Source organism: Faecalibacterium sp. An192 (assembly GCF_002160175.1).
In the GTDB taxonomy this organism is placed as follows: Bacteria; Bacillota; Clostridia; order Oscillospirales; family Ruminococcaceae; genus Faecalibacterium.
Map to the genome: position 1 here is coordinate 1 of NZ_NFKB01000028.1, position 16255 is coordinate 16255.

Sequence of the window (16255 nt, forward strand, 5' to 3'; positions counted from 1 at the left end):
CTGTTTTGGGTCTCTATCTTTTTACACCATTAAGGAGGAAAAATTCATTATGAAACTCAAGAAGATTGCTTCTCTGATGCTCGCTGGCGTTATGGCCATCAGCATGCTGACCGCTTGTGGTGATAAGGGCAGCTCTAGCTCTTCCAGTGAGGTTCCTGAGACCAATGACTTGGTCAGCAAAGTGGTTGCTGAGCTGGATGAAGACATCACCAAGAAAGTGACCTTTACTGCAGATTCGAGCCTGCAGGATACGCTGAATGAGATGATTGCCTACTATGGCTATCAGAACTCTATGTCGAACTTCAAAAAGGAGAATCTGGTGAAGTTTGACACCGATCTGAAGGATGATGAACTGGCTCCGCTGGATACTACTGTTGTCAGCAAGGATGATGACAAGCAGACTACTACTGTTGTTGCTGTCGTGAAGACCAGTGATTCCAATGATACCTATGTTGCAAAGAAAATTGCTGCTGCAATCGAGGATCAGTATGTCATGACTGGTGCCATCAAGCTTGCAGGTCTTCCTGTTAAGGGCAATGATGTGAAGAGCAGCTCTACCGCTTCGGCAGCTGATTGCTACTATACTTTTGAGTATACTGGCAATATGGCTGTGCAGTCCGTGGATGATAGTCTGGGCAATGTGACTGGCTACGTTGTTGCTTTCACTGTTACCCGCACCCCTGCCAAGCACGACCTGTAATCTGTTGGTAACAGCATATAAAAGTTAACTTTACTTATAACACCCCGGCAGCACCATAGCCGGGCGTGATGTAAGGGATCTTGGGCAAGAGACCGCCTGAGATTCGGGTAAATAACCCATCCGATGTGGCGACAAAGGGGAATAATTAACCACTATTCCTTCTGTTGTTGATCGCACCAAAACAAAAGAACTTTTGCGTCACGAAAGATAGGGTCCCTCTGCGAGGGCCGGCTCTTACGAGCTGGCCCTCGCATTGTTTGTTGTACGGAAAATATCCGGTATAGAGAATGTACTCTGTGTTTCAGCCCTTGACGCCGCGGTCTGAATTTTCAAGCATCATGCTTGAAAATTCAGGGCACCGCAAGATGGAGCTTTTCTGCGGTTCAGAAAACCGGGCTATGAGGCAGTTTGCATCGTACCCGGCCGCAGGCCGGACGTAACGTGAGCGCGGCATGGCTTGCAACCTCCACAAACGGTATAAAGAGCGGCCAGAGTGTATGGTACCCAGTAAAGTTTTTTGCAAAGCTTTTTTTCAAAAAAGCGTGAAAATGGGGGAAGAATATGGGATGGTTTGCACATTGTACAGGGGAGGGGATTGTGGTACAATAGCCGCTGCATGGTCCATAGAGGGGCTGTGGGATGATAAGAATCAATGATATTGAAAATGAAAAGAAGGGGATTGGTTTTGCATTATCTGCGTCAATTTTTGTGGATTATCGGCTTCACCCTGGCAGGTGAAGTGCTGCATGCGGCTGTCCCGCTGCCGGTCCCGGCGGCGGTGTGGGGCCTGGTGCTTCTGTTCGCAGCGCTGGAAAGCGGAAAACTGAAACTGAGTTCCGTGCAGGACTGCGGTCAGTTCCTGCTGGGCCTGATGCCGGTGCTGTTCATTGCGCCGTCGGTGGACCTGATGGACAGCTGGCCGCTGCTGGCCAGCGTCTGGCCGGCGGTCCTGGCCATCATTGTGCTTTCGACGGTGGTGGTGTTCGCCGTCAGCGGCCTGGTAACCCAGGGCCTGCTGGATGCTTCCAGCCAGACCGAAAACGCCGCCCAGGCGGAGGAGGTTTCCGATGAGTGAGTTTCTTTTCGGATCGTCGCTGTTTGCGATCCTGTTGACGTTTGGCGCCTATGAGCTGGGCCGTATGTTCCAGCAGAAAACCCGCATGGCGATTTTTAACCCGATTCTGGTGGGCGCTCTGCTGGCCGGTGTGGTTCTGGTCCTCACCGGCGTGTCCAATGAGGCTTATCAGGAAGGCTGCGCCACCTTCTCCTGGCTGCTGACCCCGGCCACCGTCTGCCTGGCTATCCCGCTGTATGCCCAGTTCAGCCGCCTGCGGCACAATCTGCCCGCCATTCTGGCCGGCGTCACCGCCGGCACCCTGACCAGCCTGGGCTTTGTGTGGCTGCTGACCCGCCTGTGCGGCCTGAATGAGGTGCTGACCGTTTCCCTGATGCCCAAGAGCATCACCACCGCTATGGGTATTGTGGTCAGCGAGGCCGCCGGCGGCGAGCCCGCCATCACCACGGCCGCCATCATCCTGACCGGTATTCTGGGCAGCATCCTGGGCCCCGCCCTGTGCAAGGCTCTGCGGCTGCAGAATTCGGTGGCCCAGGGCGTGGCCTTTGGCACGTCGGCCCACGTGGTGGGCACCTCCAAGGCGGCCGAAATCAGCCAGACCGCCGAGGCGGTCAGCAGCCTGTCCCTGGTGTTTGCAGGCATCCTGACCGCGGTGCTCTGCCCGCTGATCCTGTGATTCCCATTGTGCGATTTCCAGACCCAAGTGCAGGCGTCTGAAACGAAAAACCGGCATTCCCGAGGCTCTGTCAGCCCGGGGTATGCCGGTTTTGTTTTGTTGGCTGCGGAATCAGTTCTCAAAGGCTACGTCCTGCGCCTCCCGCAGGGGGAAGGCCATGGGCTGGTCGCTTTCCAGGTCGGTCCCGGCCATGCGAACCGCTGTGATCCGGCTGTTGCCGTAGGTCTTGTAATAGTAGGTTCCTCCGGCACAGCAGCAGGAATAGGTGGTGAGGTCGTATTTCCCCTCGGGGGTGAGGACGGTTCCCCGCACCATGGCCACCGTGTCCAGCAGGTGGAAGAACTGGGTAACCCGGGTCAGCTCATCCCCTTGGTCGGGGCTGTTCAGCTTGCTGAAGGCGGCCCGGACGTACCGCGACGCCGGGGAGGCGTCGCCCGGCAGGCCGAGGGCGCCCATGCCCTGGCCAAAGGGGGCCAGATCCACCCCCGGCGCCAGATGGTTTTCCGGGGGCCGGGCGGTGAGGGCCTGGTACTGCCGCAGGTTCAGCTGGTGGAAGGGGAAGGGCGGGTTGTTGGTGAGGACCCCCACCGGGTCGTCGTAGAGATGGACCCCGTCCCGGGTGGCTTCCAGCACGGCGGCCCCGGTCTTGTCGGCAATGTGCCAGTGGAGGGCTGCCAGGGGCAGCCCCTCCGCAAAGGCCACCCCCAGCGGCCGGAATCGGGCCAGCTTCTCTTTGGCCTGGGCCAGCGTCTCGCAGCTGCCCAGCACCCAGGGGATCAGCTCATAGGGAGCCACGGCGTCCCATTCCGGCGCCACCTCGGGCTCATACCAGGCATTCCCCGGGAAATACAGCCCCGCCATATACAACCCCGCCTCGTTGACGGCCTCCGCATACAGGGGATGTCCATCCGCCATGTGGGCCATCCCCACCATGGCCAGATGCCGGTCCAGCGGCGGCTGACGCCGGAACCGCAGGGGATACTGCCGCGGCGTCACCACCACCTGTTCCCCAAAGGAATATTCCAGGTCCAGGTTGCGGCCGAACAGGCCGCCGCCCTGCTGCATCGCGATACTGGTGCACATCTTGTCTGCCTCCTTTTGTATCTTTCATTATGAACCGAAGGGCTTCCGTTTACACCGGTTTGGTCCCGGCGGGCAAAGGTTTCGTTTGCTTCCCGCCGCGGCCTATGATATGATAAGAATAACATACGGCCGTCCAACCTGCAAGGAGGTGCCCGCCTGTGATCGACCTGGATCATCTGGAACAATACCGCGAAAACAACCGCATCGAGGCCAAGAAGGCGATGGGCGGTCTGCCCAAGAGCCTGTGGGAGACCTATTCTGCCTTTGCCAACACCATGGGCGGTCTGCTCCTGCTGGGGGTGGAGGAACTGCCCGACAAGTCCCTCCACGCGCTGGAACTTCCGGCGCCCCAGCGGCTGGCAGAGGAATTCTGGGAGATCGTCAACGATCCCAACCGGGTCAGCGTCAACATCCTCTCCCGGGGGAGCCTGTCCATCGAGGAGACCGGCGGCGGGCGGATTCTGGTGATTCGGGTGCCCCGGGCCCAGCGCACCGACCGCCCCATCTACATCGAGGGGGACCCCATGTGGGGCACCTACCGGCGGAGCGGAGAGGGGGATTACCGCTGCACCCCCGAAGAAGTGCGGGCCATGCAGCGGGACGCTGCCGTCAAAACCCAGGACATGACCCTGCTGGAGGATGTCTCTCTGGATGTGCTGGACAGGAACAGCCTCTGCCGCTACCGGGCCCGGATGGAGGCCTGCCGGCCCGGGCACATTTCCCAGCAGGACAGCGACAATGAGTTTCTCCGCTGGATTGGCGCCGCGGACCGGGGCGCAGACCAGAAACTGCACCCCACCGTCGCCGGCCTGCTGATGTTTGGCCGGGAACCGGCCATCCGGCAGGTGTTTCCCAATTATCAGCTGGACTACCGGGAACAGGCCGTCCCGGGCGGCCCCTGGACCGGACGCCTGCTGTCCTCCTCGGGGACCTGGAGCGGCGGCCTCTATGACTTTTACTGCGGGGTATCCCGGCGGCTGGACCGGGGCCTGTCTCAGGAGCCGGTGCGGAATGCCCTGCGGGAAGCCCTGGCCAACTGCCTGGACAATGCCGACTTTCACAGCCGCCAGGGGGTGGAAATCACCCGGCGGCCCGACAATATCACCTTCATCAACCCGGGCGGCTTCCGAATCGGTCTGCCGGAGGCTCTCAGCGGGGGCATCTCGGACCCCCGCAACAGCGCACTGACCCGGATGCTCAATCTGATCGACGTGGGCACCGGCACCGGCCGGGGCCTGCCCAACATTTACAACGTCTGGAACGCCCAGGGCTGGCCGCCGCCGGTGATTCGGGAGCAGTTTGACCCGGAGCGGATCACCCTGACCCTGTCCATGTCGGCAGGGCTGGTGGTGCCGGTCAGCAGCGCCCTGCAGGTTCCGGCGCCGGCCCAGGATGCGGTCCAGAAGGCCGCCATTGTGGAACATCTCACCAACTACTCCCGGGCCTCCTCGGCCGAGCTGGCAGCCCTGCTGGGGGTGAGCCGGGCCCGGGCCTGCATCCTGCTGAACCAGCTGGCGGAACAACAGATCGTGGTCCCTCTGGAGGAGGGCAATCAGCGCTTTTACCGGCTGAAACGGTGACTGTACATAAAAAGAAAAATCCCCGAAGCCGCAGGGCCTCGGGGATTTTGATTGCATAAAAGGGACGGGCTGAAATCAGCGCTTGGAGAACTGGGGAGCGCGGCGGGCAGCCTTCAGACCGTACTAAACTCCTTTGAGCGCCGATTTTCCTTGGTATTCCGGGCTTTTCCGGCTTTTCAATGTTCAGTTGTCCTATTCCTTAACCAAGGAAAATGGTGCATTTTCAATCAGCATCCCGCCAGTTAAAGCGCGCTGTTCACTACCTCGAACAACTCCTCTGGCTTATTATATTTCACCTTTGCGTAAATGTCCATAGTTGTTTTGCTGTTTTCATGTCCTGCAAGGTACTGAACTGTCTTGGGATCAACGCCTGCATAAAGAAGGTTCGTGATGTAAGTGTGCCGTAACAGGTGTGGGGTAACATCAAAATCCAGCGTATATTGGATATTGGGATTGTTCTTCTGTGTCATACCCAGCGTTGGCTCCACTGTGTATTTGATGCTCTGCCCATTCACATACTTATAGTAATTGCGGGGTTTGGTGGACCGGACGACTACATACTGCCACACCCGTTGAAACTGCGATGCAGCTAAAGGCTGTCCTTCGCTGTCCGCAATCACATAGTCTGATCTGGAGACTGCCTTGGCTTCCCGCAGGCAATCAACCAAACACTTGGGGATTGGAATATCTCTTTTTGCCGCCTTAGTCTTTAGCACCGTAGAAACCACGGGCCTGTTATGCTCTGTGCGCCATGCCCGCCTCACCGAGATATAAGGCGTAGACTCGTCCAGAAATACACAGTCCCATTGCAGTGCAAGGATTTCTTCCCGGCGTAGGCCCGAATACAGGCCGAGCATAATAAACAGATAAGGTGGAAGTCCCCGGACCGTATCCAGAAGCACCTCTACCTGCTGGTCTGTCAGTGCATCCTTCTTTTTCGCTGGCTTTCCGCCCTTTCCCGATATTCCTACACAGGGGTTATACTCAAGTATTTGGCTGCGCTCCGCCGAGTAGAAAATACACTTGAGAAGCATATTCACCGTACTGTATAACCCCTCCGATTTATTCGACAGCGGCACAAGTGCCAGTCGAATATCATCAGCCGTCACTTCCTCCATATACATCTCTCCCAAAGGTTTGATGATGTAATTCTTCATGTCGGTGGTATATCCCTTCAATGTAGCCGTAGATACCTTTGCTGATTGCATCAGTAGCCACTTCTCGCAATACTCAGCCACCGTCGGATGCTGCCGGCGAAAGATAATCTCCTCTACCTCGCGCCGCGCCTCTAATTGCTTTTCATACAATTCCTCGCAGGTGGCAGCATACAAGCTCACCTGCTTGCCATCCGCATCCAGAATCCGGGTTCTGTAATATGGGATTCCTTTTCTCATAACAGTTCCGTACTGCGGAACCTCCGTTTTTTTCTTAGCCATCTTTGACCTTCCTTTCTTGATTACGTGCAGTTTCCGTATCTACACTCTCTTTTTATCAGAAAGTCCAAATTTAATCAAAGATACGGCCTATGTAAAACAAAGAGCGAGACATCCTTGCCTCGCTCCTGCTCCATTTCCTATTTTATTGTTTCGCCTTATGCTCGTACAGCATCCCATTGAGCAAATGCATTGCCCATCGTTCTGACCAGCTCATCCGGTCTGTTGTATTTGACCTTTGCGTAGATGTCCATGGTAATTTTGCTGCTTTCATGGCCTGCCAGATATTGAACCGTTTTGGGGTCTACCGATGAATGAATAAGATTCGTGATGTAGGTGTGCCGCAGCTGATGCGGTGTAACCTCGAAGTCCAAGCTGTAAACCACATGGCCGTTGTTTCGGGCCTTTTCTCCAAGCTCCGGGTAAAGCATATACTTCACATATTTTCCGTCCACCAGTTTGCGGGCCATTCTCGGTTTCGCGGTTCGCGTCACAATATACTGCCACAGCCGCTTAAACTGCGTATAAGACAGAGGTTCTCCATCCCGGTTTGCGACCACATACTCCGAAGTCGAATTTGCTTTTGCTTCTTTCAGACATTCTGCCAAGCAGGTCGGAAGGGGGATATTTCTCTCCGCAGCCTTTGTCTTTAATTCGTCGAGAATCACCGGCCTGTTATTTTCAGTATGCCATGCCCGCCGCACTGCTAAGTAAGGGAAGTCTCCATCCAGATAAACCGCATCCCATTTCAAGGCAAGTATTTCTTCACGTCTCAAGCCTGCGTACAGGCCAAGCATAACAAATACATAAGGGGGAAGTCCCTGTACGGTATCCAATAAGCGCGCGGCCTGATCGTCTGTCAGTGCCGCTTTATCTTTCTGCGGAACGCCGCCACCTTTTGTCGTAAGATAAATCGTCGGGTTATCATCAATGATTCGGCTTTCCTTTGCTGCACGAAAAATAGATTTATACAGAATCACGACTGACTTATATACCGATGCGGATTTTTTTGAGACAGGGACAAGCGCAAGCTGAATATCATCCAGGCTAACCTCTCCCATCCGCTTATCTCCCAATTCCGCAATGATGTGCCGCCTGACCTTTGAGGTGTAATCCGTCAAAGTAGTTGCCCGTACATGGACAGACTGCATCAGCAGCCATTTCTCACAGTATTCTGCAACCGTGGGCGATTTCCGATGGAATGTGGCGTTGTTGATCTGCTCCAACGCATTTGTTTCCTTATTATAAAGTTCTTCGGGCGTTCTTGCATAAAGGGCTACGAGCTTCCCATCTGCATCTTCAATCCTTGTTCTGTAATACTCAATACCATTGAGCATCACTGTACCGTATTCTGGAATCATCATTTTTCTTTTTGCCAATTCCGTCACCTCCAAAAAATAATCTCCAGCGCTGTATCTTTGTTTTATCAAACTTCTTCAATTCCAGCAAGGATACGGATTGGCTCATGCTTTGGCGTTCCGGGGCTTGCGGTAAGTTGCGCTCTTTTCCATAGGTTTTGCCCGGTGTGTGCATTTTGCGATATACTCCTGAAGGCCCATATCAGTAAAATATACACAACCGTTCTGCACATACTGAACATAAGAAATCAAGCCATTGTTACGGGCTGCATCTAAGGTCGTAATACTGATCCCCAAGATTTTGGCAGCTTCTTTTCGTGTAATCAGTTTTTCCATAAATCATATTCCCTCCATTCTGTCAAGGTTGTCATCGTGCTTTCAAAATCACATGAATGCACTGGCAGCCGAAACTGCCAGTGCATGGTATCTAACTTTGAAAAGAAAACTGCATCTGAATACTGAGCTGTTGTTTACAACAAATGGACGCAGCTCTCTTGAATTTTAGTTTTGCTTTCGCCACATTTGCCACGCATCCCTGACGATGGGGACATTCCTGATCTCCGCTGGCGCGGCTGTCATAACTCCGCAGCGTCGTTTTATTCGTGCGCCGCAGGGTTCCGCCTCAAGTCCGTGGGCGGGTGTGAACAAGTATCTTTAAGCCCCCATGGAGTCCTCGCGCCCGAAGTGCCACCTCCGGGTCTCAGGCTGGCGTTGATCGCTGGGAACAGCCTTGTTTATCACCTCCTTGGGCTGTCCATCTTGGCGGCGCGCCTGATTCGCTCGTACATGGGTTATGTACCAGAAATGCCGTCTATTCGATTGTCAAAGTACATCGAAGGGGAGAAACTTGTCCTTCTTATTAACACTGACAAAAAGAGTGAAAAACAGGCGCTTCAAATGAAACTTTATCAAAAATATTTTGCTAACTGTTTCAACCCACGCCGGATGCTGTCACGAACACGGCTCGGATCTACGCCTTCGGCTCTGGCAATCTCATTTACGCTCATCCCCAGATAGTACCGGGCGTAAATTCTCCTTGCCTGTTTCTTCGGCAAAGCCATCACGGCGGAGTAAATCTGCTCGCGCAGCTGCTTTTCCTCCAGAAGCATCTCCGGCGTCTCCAGCTTTCGCAGGACCGCATTTTCAATTCCATTCTCACAGTCCAGGGAGTACTGCGCCTTATAGCGATACATTTTTCGCTCATAGGCTGCTTCAGCTCGCTCGTCAGACTGAAACACCGCTTGTACTTCATCGGTTACTTCCAAAAAGGCATCGGTTTTATAAACATCGGGATACAGATCCCGAAGATTGACTTTCTTCATTATGTACCTCCATTTCGATTCACGGGTGATTAGCGGGTGAATCGAATGGAGGCGGGGAACGGCATCGAGGCCGTTTGGGGACATTCGGCAAAAAACGACAAGCAAAAGCGCCAGTCTCCCATTCCAGGAAACTGGCGCAACAAAAAAGATCATTATTATTCCGGTTTGCGCAGAACGATAATACCGACAGGTTGCCGAACTGCCCCGGAGGGGAAGCTACACTTTTTTTAGCAAGTGAAGATTATGAGAACTGTAAAAGGTTAAAACAAACAAAGCGGCATCCTCCTATATGCCGCTGTAAATAACCTTTCTGTCTACGCAGTATAAAGCGGCAGCTATTCAGCAAGCCGCGTTTTCATTGAACCATTACTCAATTAACAGCTGCTCGCCATTATTGAGAGCTATGGTATAGAACAGAAAGCAAGATTTACTTTAGATTTATACAAGATTTGCACAAGAAATACCTATACTTCGAATTTGTAGCCTATTCCTCGAATGCTTTTAATATGTTCTGATGCAGTTTCCGAACTTTTTAACTTTTTCCGTAAATTACTTATATGGCTTGAAATCGCATTGCGTGAATAAAACGAAAAATCATCATGCCAAACAGAATCCATTATCATTTCATAAGTATAGACTTGCCGTTGATTCATAATTAGCAGCGCAAGAATATCAAACTCTTTTTCGGTCAAATCAATGCATACCCCAGCTATCTCTACAGACCTGTACTCTAAGCAGAAAGACAAGTCTTTCACAGTGATGATTGTTAGCGGTCTTCTTTTATCTTTTGGTATTTTCAAACAATTTCTCATACTATTTTTCTCTGAAAACATTTCTACCATAGGATGATTATAGGTATGTAAATATTGAGCAGCACCAAAATGGACACATGCATACCGCTGTTCCTCCGAATATGAAGGTGGCACAACAATAATTGGTACCGCACGTTTTTGTCTCAAGATATCCAAATCGTCTTGTGGAATCACATCAGAGCAAATAGCTACGCATATATATTCTTTAAAAGACAGCATTGCGGCCGCTTGTTTAATATTATCAGCATAGTCAAATTCAATTTCAAATTCTTTCCATCGGCCAGCAGTAACCTCATATTCATTATAGGCGTATCCTACGCCCAATACATGCGGAACCATATGTTCACCTCCTACTACTTCTAGCAGACAGTTCAAAGCTGCCGAGCATAAGTTACCCGGCAGCTCTAAACAAAACTATATTTTTCTATGATGGAGAATGCTTTTTTGCGTATCTACAAATCCTCCGTCATCGATTATTTCCCCAGTAAATCAATGCCAGTGCGCCGGGACCGGTGTGTGCTCCGATGATAGGGCCAATATAAGCAATACAAATCTCAGAATCCGGGAATTGTTCCAACAACCTTTCTTTCAGCATATCTGCTGCTTCAGGGTCATCGGCATGACCTATCAGAATCGATTTACCAAGTTCAGGTTTCCAGCCCTGTTCCATTCGGGCAATCTGAGTGGTAACAGCCTTTTTTCTTCCACGAGGTTTTTCCACTGCTTGCAGCTTTCCTTCGCTGTCCACATGAAGCAACGGTTTGATCTGCAAAGCCGTTCCCATTGCGGCTGCGGCACCTGAAACCCGCCCGCCATGTTTCAAATGGGTAAAGGTATCAACCGTAAACCAATGACATACCTCTAATCGGTGTTCCATGACCCAAGAAGCCAATTCATCAATAGACAGTCCTTCCCTCTGCTTTTTCGCAGCTTCTCTGACTAAAAACCCTTCACCCACTGCGGCAGCAAGCGTATCAATGCAGATGATTCTTCTTTCCGGATATTCCTGCTGTAGTTCTTCAACCGCTAAAAACGCAGACTGATATGTACCTGACAGACCAGAGGAAAAACAGAGATACAGAATATCGGTTCCCTGTCGCAGACAGGGTTCAAAATGCTTAAAATAAATCGTTGGGTTGATTTGTGAGGTCGTTGCAAAATTCCCAGCTCTTTGCAAGCGGTAGAACTCCTTGGCTGTGATTCCTTCCGGGGAACCATATGAGTATTCTGTTCCGCCGATCTCAACATTCATAGGAATCATTTCAACAGATGGCAGACCTGCGGTTAACTCCGGTGCGAGATCTGAGGTGGCATCTGTGAAAATTTGATAGCCGTCCATCACTTCTTACACCCACTACAGCCCTGACAAGCAGCCCACAGCTCATCGGCCTTCGGCTTCCAGGTTTCTGCATAAAGTGTAGTCTTATCACACAGATGGTCAACACTTTCCGGGGACTGATACTCGGTAGAATGGGCACCGGATTTCTTTACCATGCTACGCAGACATTCAGGATTTTCCAGCATAGGACACGGCTGGAACATATTATCATTAAAGGGCTGACCGTCGTGATAGGCCATAAACAGCGGAGACTGATATGCTTCCAGCAGGGTCTTTTCACGGATGTTGGAGTCAGAGTAATGGATAAAAGCGCAAGGCTCAATGTCACCATTGGCATTGATATGCAGATAGTTGCGGCCACCAGCAATACAGCCGTTTACAAATTTCGCATCATTCTGAAAGTCAATTGTGAAAATAGGCTTTGTGCTACGGTATTCGCAGATGCGGTTATACATCTTTTCACGCTGGTCAGGAGACGGGAGCAGCTCCACAGCGGAATCGTTGCCCACAGGCATATAGTGGAAGAACCATGCGAACTTCGCACCGCACTCCACCAGATGATCGAAGAACTCATCCGAGCTGATGGAGTCGATGTTCTTGCTGGTATAGCACCCAGATACGCCGAAAGGCAGCTTCTTTTCTTTCAGAATCTTCATCGCCCGCATAGTAGCCTGATAAGTACCCTTGCCACGGCGGAAATCAGTAGCTTCCTCGAAGCCTTCAATGCTGATGGCCGGGTAGAAGTTCTTCACCCGCAGCATCTCATCGGCAAACTTCTCATCGATAAGGGTACCGTTGGTAAAGGCAGAGAATACGCAGTCAGGATGCGCTTCACACAGGCGGAGCAGATCGTTCTTGCGTACCATAGGTTCACCGCCGGTGTAGAGGAACATATAGGTTCCCAGTTCATTGGCCTGATTGATGATGTCATCCAGTTCCTCATAGCTCAGATTCAGCTTATTACCGTATTCTGCCGCCCAACAGCCGGTGCAATGAAGGTTGCAGGCGGAAGTGGGGTCCATCAGGATTGCCCAGGGGATATTGCAGCCGTACTTTTCACGATTAGCCACCTGCTTGCGGCTGCCTAAGAGAGATGCATTGACAATAAAATTGCGGAAGAACACTTTGCGGACTTCAGAATCAATGTCCGTCCAAAGGCTGTTGATCAGGCGCATCCAGTTGCTGTCAGGCTGCTCCATCACCTTACGGATTTGCTGGCGCTGTGTGAGATAGAGGTTATCCTTATCGAACTTATCCGCCCAATCTAACAACTTGGGGAATGCTTCCTGCGGATTGCTGTCAACATATTTCAGCACTTGATTGACGGCGAAAGCCTGTGCGCTGTCTTTAATAGAATTACTCATGGTTTTGTCTCCTTTTCTATCTTAAAAGCAAAAAGAGCCGATAATCCGCAGCACAAGGCTAACGGGCTAACGGGTTATCGGCTCTGCGTCTATGCGTCTGGCTCTGTGATAACTGTGGTATTGAATTGTTTTACGCTGATTATTATTTCCCGTTTGCACTTCGGACAGTATAGCGGAAAATTTTCAAGTACTGTATTATCACAGATTTTAATTCTCGTTTTGTTGTTGCAGTTGGGGCATAATAGCCATTCGTTTTTTTTCATTCTTTGTTTTTCATCAGATAATAGAATATCTATGGACAATTACATTTACAACTCACGCAGTTTCCACCGCCTTGTAGAAACCATTACACACGCGCCCACAATGAGTACTGTTAAGACGATGTAGGAAAGATAGACGCCATTTAGTGCTACTTCATACACATCATAGTACCGCAGAGGGGTCAGATAATCCAAGAAACGATTCCCTGTGTACTCGGCAGTAAAGGCCAACACATAGGCGGCCAATACGAAAACCGTACCGGCGCGTACCGCGGCCTTATAAGATTTGAAAAGGCTGGCAAACAGCAGACCCAAGGCAAAAAAGAGAAGCTGGGTAAAGAACATTCCCATCGTTGTGGAAAGCACCGCTCCCGGCTGATCCAGACCGCCCAAAGGAAGAACGATCGTGAAATAATTGCACACGCCGCTGAACAGGGCGAACACCAGCAGGTTCACTGCTGAAACGATCACCTTCGCCAGAACAATGGTTTTCCGCTCCACAGGCTTTGTGAACAGGTATTCGGATGTTCCAAATTTCTTTTCCCTCGCCACACAGGACAGGCCCAGAGAGATTGCATAGGCAAAGGCCAACAGCCCCTCCCAAAAATAGATACACGCGTACCAACCAAGGGCAGTCGTGAGATCCCCTTTCACACCGAACATGATCATGATCAAGCGAGGAAATTGGCCGACTGTCCGGGCCATCTCATCCAGACTGTCCTTCAAGGATAAAAGTTCAAAATAGCAGAATCCGCACAGCAGTAACATGATCCCCAGCCAGATCAGCAGGGTCTTTCTGGTTTGGCGGAATTCGTTTTTCACCAATGTTTTCATCTTTGCACCCCCTCATGAGCGGAACTGGATGTCTTTTTTCAAAAAGACACGATAAGACAGCACCAAAAACAGGGCAAACAGCAGTACACACCATCCCAAGTAATCCAACTCATAAAAGCCAGATTTGGAAATCTCAGCCGCACTAAAGAACGAGTACGGGGACAGAAAACTAATGGCACGGTTGCTGACAATGTTGGAGAAGCTGGTGACGCAGTACTCGACAAAGACAATTAACCCGGCAGTCAAAAGTGGGCTTCGATTGCGTGAAAATAGAATTCCAACCAAAAGCCCCATAGCTGCAAGGAACAGCGTGACCAGCATGAGGGAAAGAGCAATCAGAAAGAACTCTCCCCAGTCAATGCCGGAGCGGAACAGGGCCAGCGCCAAAAAAGAGGCGAGAAGATATACCATGCTCACGACCACTACGCCGAAAAAAACCGTGAACGCCTTTGCCCAGTAAATCGTTTTTCGGGTATGGGGTTTTGTAAACAGATATTCAGAGGTTCGCTCCGAGCACTCCTTGGTGTGAATGGCGATACCGAAGTGCATCCCGAAAATACCGGACGCAATCATAAAAAAGCTGGTAAGAAACGCATAAATGCCCAACGGTGAGGTCAGATATTCCATGGACACACCAACGCCTTTGTAAAAATCACTCGTACCCAGCGTTTCATAGAGGTCTCCGGTGGAAACATCCATAAAGCTGTAATAGGTAGGCGTCATCACAAAAACACACAGAGCCAAGGCGATGGCCCAACCCAAAATATATTTGCGGTGCCTTTTCAGTTCATATTTCAAAATGACCATGCCTGACACCTCCTTACGCATAGTAGTGCATGAAGATTTCCTCCAAAGAGGGCTCTTCCAAAAGCACATCGTCCAAATGCAGCAGGTGAAGCTTGTCAATAATCGCCGTGATATTTCCGTTATACATAAAGGAAACAGAGGTCTTATCCGCAGTCTCCGCATAGTTCGCAATGCCGGACAAATCAAAGAAATCGCGAGGGATAGCCTCCTTTGCGCTCAGAGAGACTTTCTTATAGCCGCTCTCACGCAGTTCTTTGATGGACTGTATGCCAATAAGCTGTCCCTCTTTCAGAATGGCCACCCGGTCACACAGTTTCTGCACCTCACTCAGCACATGGGAGGAAAAAAACACGGTAGCGCCCCGGCTGTTTTCCTCCTTCAGAATATCATAGAAAGCCTGCTGGATCAGTGGGTCTAATCCGCTGGTGGGCTCGTCCATAATAATCAGTTTGGGCGAAGTCATAATGGCAGACACGATACCCACCTTTTTCTTGTTGCCCAGAGAAAGGTCTGCAATCTTGCGGGACAAATCCAGATTGAGCCTGTCGGCAAGCTCCTTCATCTTTGTCTTGCAGTCCATGCCGTACAGATCGGCGGTGTACTGCAAAAGTTCACGGACTTTCATGTTTTCGTAATAGCTGTTCTCGCTGGGCAGATAGCCCACATCCCTGGCGATGACGCTGGCCTTGGAGTGACAGTCCAAATCGAAGATAGATGCGCTGCCTCCGGTGGGACGGATCAGCCCCATTAGGGTGCGGATCGTGGTGGACTTACCCGCACCGTTGGGGCCGATAAAGCCGAAAAACTCTCCCTGGTTGACAGAGAAACTGAGGTTATTGATTCCTCGATGCTTCCCATAGTGCTTGGTCAATTCATTCAAGACAATCGCTTGTTCACTCATTTCAAATACTCCTCCTTATAAAAATTTTTCCGCAGAATTGCGATGTTCTTCTCAAAATCCCCCATGACAGCCTGAAAATCGAAAGCCGCCGCCCCCCGGTACCCGGCCGCATAGCCCTCGGCCATCAGAAGCAGCATCTGAAAGACCGGCTGGGCATCCTCTGGGTCTTTGAATTTCAAAGCATCCTCTTCCCGCAGAACAAGATCGTTTCGGAATCTGCCGGTCTCCTCCGTCAGGATCGCCAGCGTATCCGTCACCTCGGGAGAATTTTCCTCCCAGGCACTGGTAATAAACTGCAAGATAAAAGGCTGATTTTGGAACCCCTCCATTTTCATGCGGCTGGATGCCAGAATCCTGTCGAACAAATCTGTTTCGGAATCGAGGGCTTCCTTATCAAATAGTCCCTCTATGATTTTCTTGCAGTATTCCAGCAGGTAAATGTAGAGCTGCTTTTTACTGCCGAAATACTGAAACACAGACGCTTTGGAAATGTGTGCGGCTACCGCAATATCATTGATTGAGGCTTTTTCATAACCAAACTTGCCGAAGCACTGGAGCGCCGCATTGAGAATGGTCAATCTCTTTTCTTCGGTCAGGGCCAAAAATTTGTCCAATTCATTTCCTCCTTTTTACACAATAACCGTTTCGGTTATTTAGAGTATAGCACCAATAACCGAAACGGTCAAGTATTTTGGAGTATGATTCAAAAGT

Annotated in this window: 17 protein-coding genes; 4 read left to right on the forward strand and 13 right to left on the reverse strand. The window is 51.0% G+C overall.

Annotation, left to right across the window (positions count from 1 at the left end; genetic code table 11):
- Positions 1–49 precede the first annotated feature (49 nt).
- The 3 genes from B5F27_RS09425 to B5F27_RS09435 all read left to right on the forward strand — a co-directional run bounded on the left by B5F27_RS09425 (position 50) and on the right by B5F27_RS09435 (position 2451).
- Positions 50–700, forward strand: a complete 651-nt coding sequence (locus tag B5F27_RS09425; RefSeq protein WP_087366903.1) for a hypothetical protein — start codon at positions 50–52, stop codon at positions 698–700.
- Positions 701–1385: 685 nt separating this feature from the next.
- A complete protein-coding gene (locus B5F27_RS09430) occupies positions 1386–1775 on the forward strand; it encodes a CidA/LrgA family protein (RefSeq protein ID WP_087366968.1) in 390 nt (129 codons plus the stop codon).
- Positions 1768–2451 (forward strand): LrgB family protein, encoded by a 684-nt coding sequence (locus B5F27_RS09435; protein WP_158098226.1) that lies wholly within the window; start codon positions 1768–1770, stop codon positions 2449–2451. Before B5F27_RS09430 ends, B5F27_RS09435 begins: the two co-directional genes overlap by 8 nt.
- 111 nt (positions 2452–2562) lie before the next feature.
- On the opposite strand, the gene bsh is transcribed toward B5F27_RS09435, so the two are convergent.
- Positions 2563–3534, reverse strand: coding sequence for a choloylglycine hydrolase (gene bsh / locus B5F27_RS09440; RefSeq protein ID WP_087366909.1), 972 nt, complete (start codon positions 3532–3534; stop codon positions 2563–2565).
- Between the two features lie 158 nt (positions 3535–3692).
- On the opposite strand from bsh, the gene B5F27_RS09445 reads away from it, so the two are divergent.
- Complete coding sequence (locus tag B5F27_RS09445) at positions 3693–5114, forward strand: RNA-binding domain-containing protein (protein ID WP_087366912.1); 1422 nt, start codon at positions 3693–3695, stop codon at positions 5112–5114.
- A 242-nt stretch (positions 5115–5356) separates the two neighbouring features.
- Here B5F27_RS09445 and B5F27_RS09450 read toward each other — a convergent pair whose 3' ends face one another.
- From B5F27_RS09450 to B5F27_RS09515, 12 genes are all read right to left on the reverse strand, one after another.
- On the reverse strand, positions 5357–6550 hold the full coding sequence (locus B5F27_RS09450) for a site-specific integrase (RefSeq protein ID WP_002587453.1): 1194 nt from the start codon (positions 6548–6550) through the stop codon (positions 5357–5359).
- A gap of 155 nt (positions 6551–6705) precedes the next feature.
- Complete coding sequence (locus tag B5F27_RS09455) at positions 6706–7926, reverse strand: site-specific integrase (RefSeq protein ID WP_002587452.1); 1221 nt, start codon at positions 7924–7926, stop codon at positions 6706–6708.
- Between the two features lie 84 nt (positions 7927–8010).
- Positions 8011–8241: a hypothetical protein gene (locus B5F27_RS09460; protein WP_002587451.1), complete on the reverse strand. Its 231-nt coding sequence runs from the start codon at positions 8239–8241 to the stop codon at positions 8011–8013.
- A gap of 572 nt (positions 8242–8813) precedes the next feature.
- Entirely contained in the window at positions 8814–9227 is a 414-nt protein-coding gene (locus tag B5F27_RS09470) for a sigma-70 family RNA polymerase sigma factor (protein WP_002587450.1), read from the reverse strand.
- Between the two features lie 464 nt (positions 9228–9691).
- A complete protein-coding gene (locus tag B5F27_RS09480) occupies positions 9692–10378 on the reverse strand; it encodes a response regulator transcription factor (protein ID WP_016147206.1) in 687 nt (228 codons plus the stop codon).
- Between the two features lie 127 nt (positions 10379–10505).
- Entirely contained in the window at positions 10506–11378 is an 873-nt protein-coding gene (locus tag B5F27_RS09485; RefSeq protein WP_002587448.1) for a DegV family protein, read from the reverse strand.
- Complete coding sequence (locus B5F27_RS09490; RefSeq protein ID WP_002587447.1) at positions 11378–12742, reverse strand: radical SAM protein; 1365 nt, start codon at positions 12740–12742, stop codon at positions 11378–11380. Before B5F27_RS09490 ends, B5F27_RS09485 begins: the two co-directional genes overlap by 1 nt.
- Positions 12743–12831: 89 nt before the next feature.
- On the reverse strand, positions 12832–13005 hold the full coding sequence (locus B5F27_RS09495; RefSeq protein ID WP_072419552.1) for a cysteine-rich KTR domain-containing protein: 174 nt from the start codon (positions 13003–13005) through the stop codon (positions 12832–12834).
- Positions 13006–13050: 45 nt separating this feature from the next.
- Entirely contained in the window at positions 13051–13836 is a 786-nt protein-coding gene (locus B5F27_RS09500; RefSeq protein ID WP_002587446.1) for an ABC transporter permease subunit, read from the reverse strand.
- A gap of 12 nt (positions 13837–13848) precedes the next feature.
- Positions 13849–14643 carry an ABC transporter permease subunit gene (locus B5F27_RS09505; RefSeq protein WP_002587445.1) on the reverse strand — a complete coding sequence of 265 codons (795 nt, stop codon included), beginning with the start codon at positions 14641–14643 and terminating at the stop codon, positions 13849–13851.
- Between the two features lie 13 nt (positions 14644–14656).
- The gene (locus B5F27_RS09510) at positions 14657–15544 is read right to left on the reverse strand and encodes an ABC transporter ATP-binding protein (protein WP_002587444.1); all 888 of its coding nucleotides are present in this window, start codon (positions 15542–15544) and stop codon (positions 14657–14659) included.
- Entirely contained in the window at positions 15541–16146 is a 606-nt protein-coding gene (locus B5F27_RS09515; protein ID WP_242962146.1) for a TetR/AcrR family transcriptional regulator, read from the reverse strand. Before B5F27_RS09515 ends, B5F27_RS09510 begins: the two co-directional genes overlap by 4 nt.
- Positions 16147–16255 lie beyond the last annotated feature (109 nt).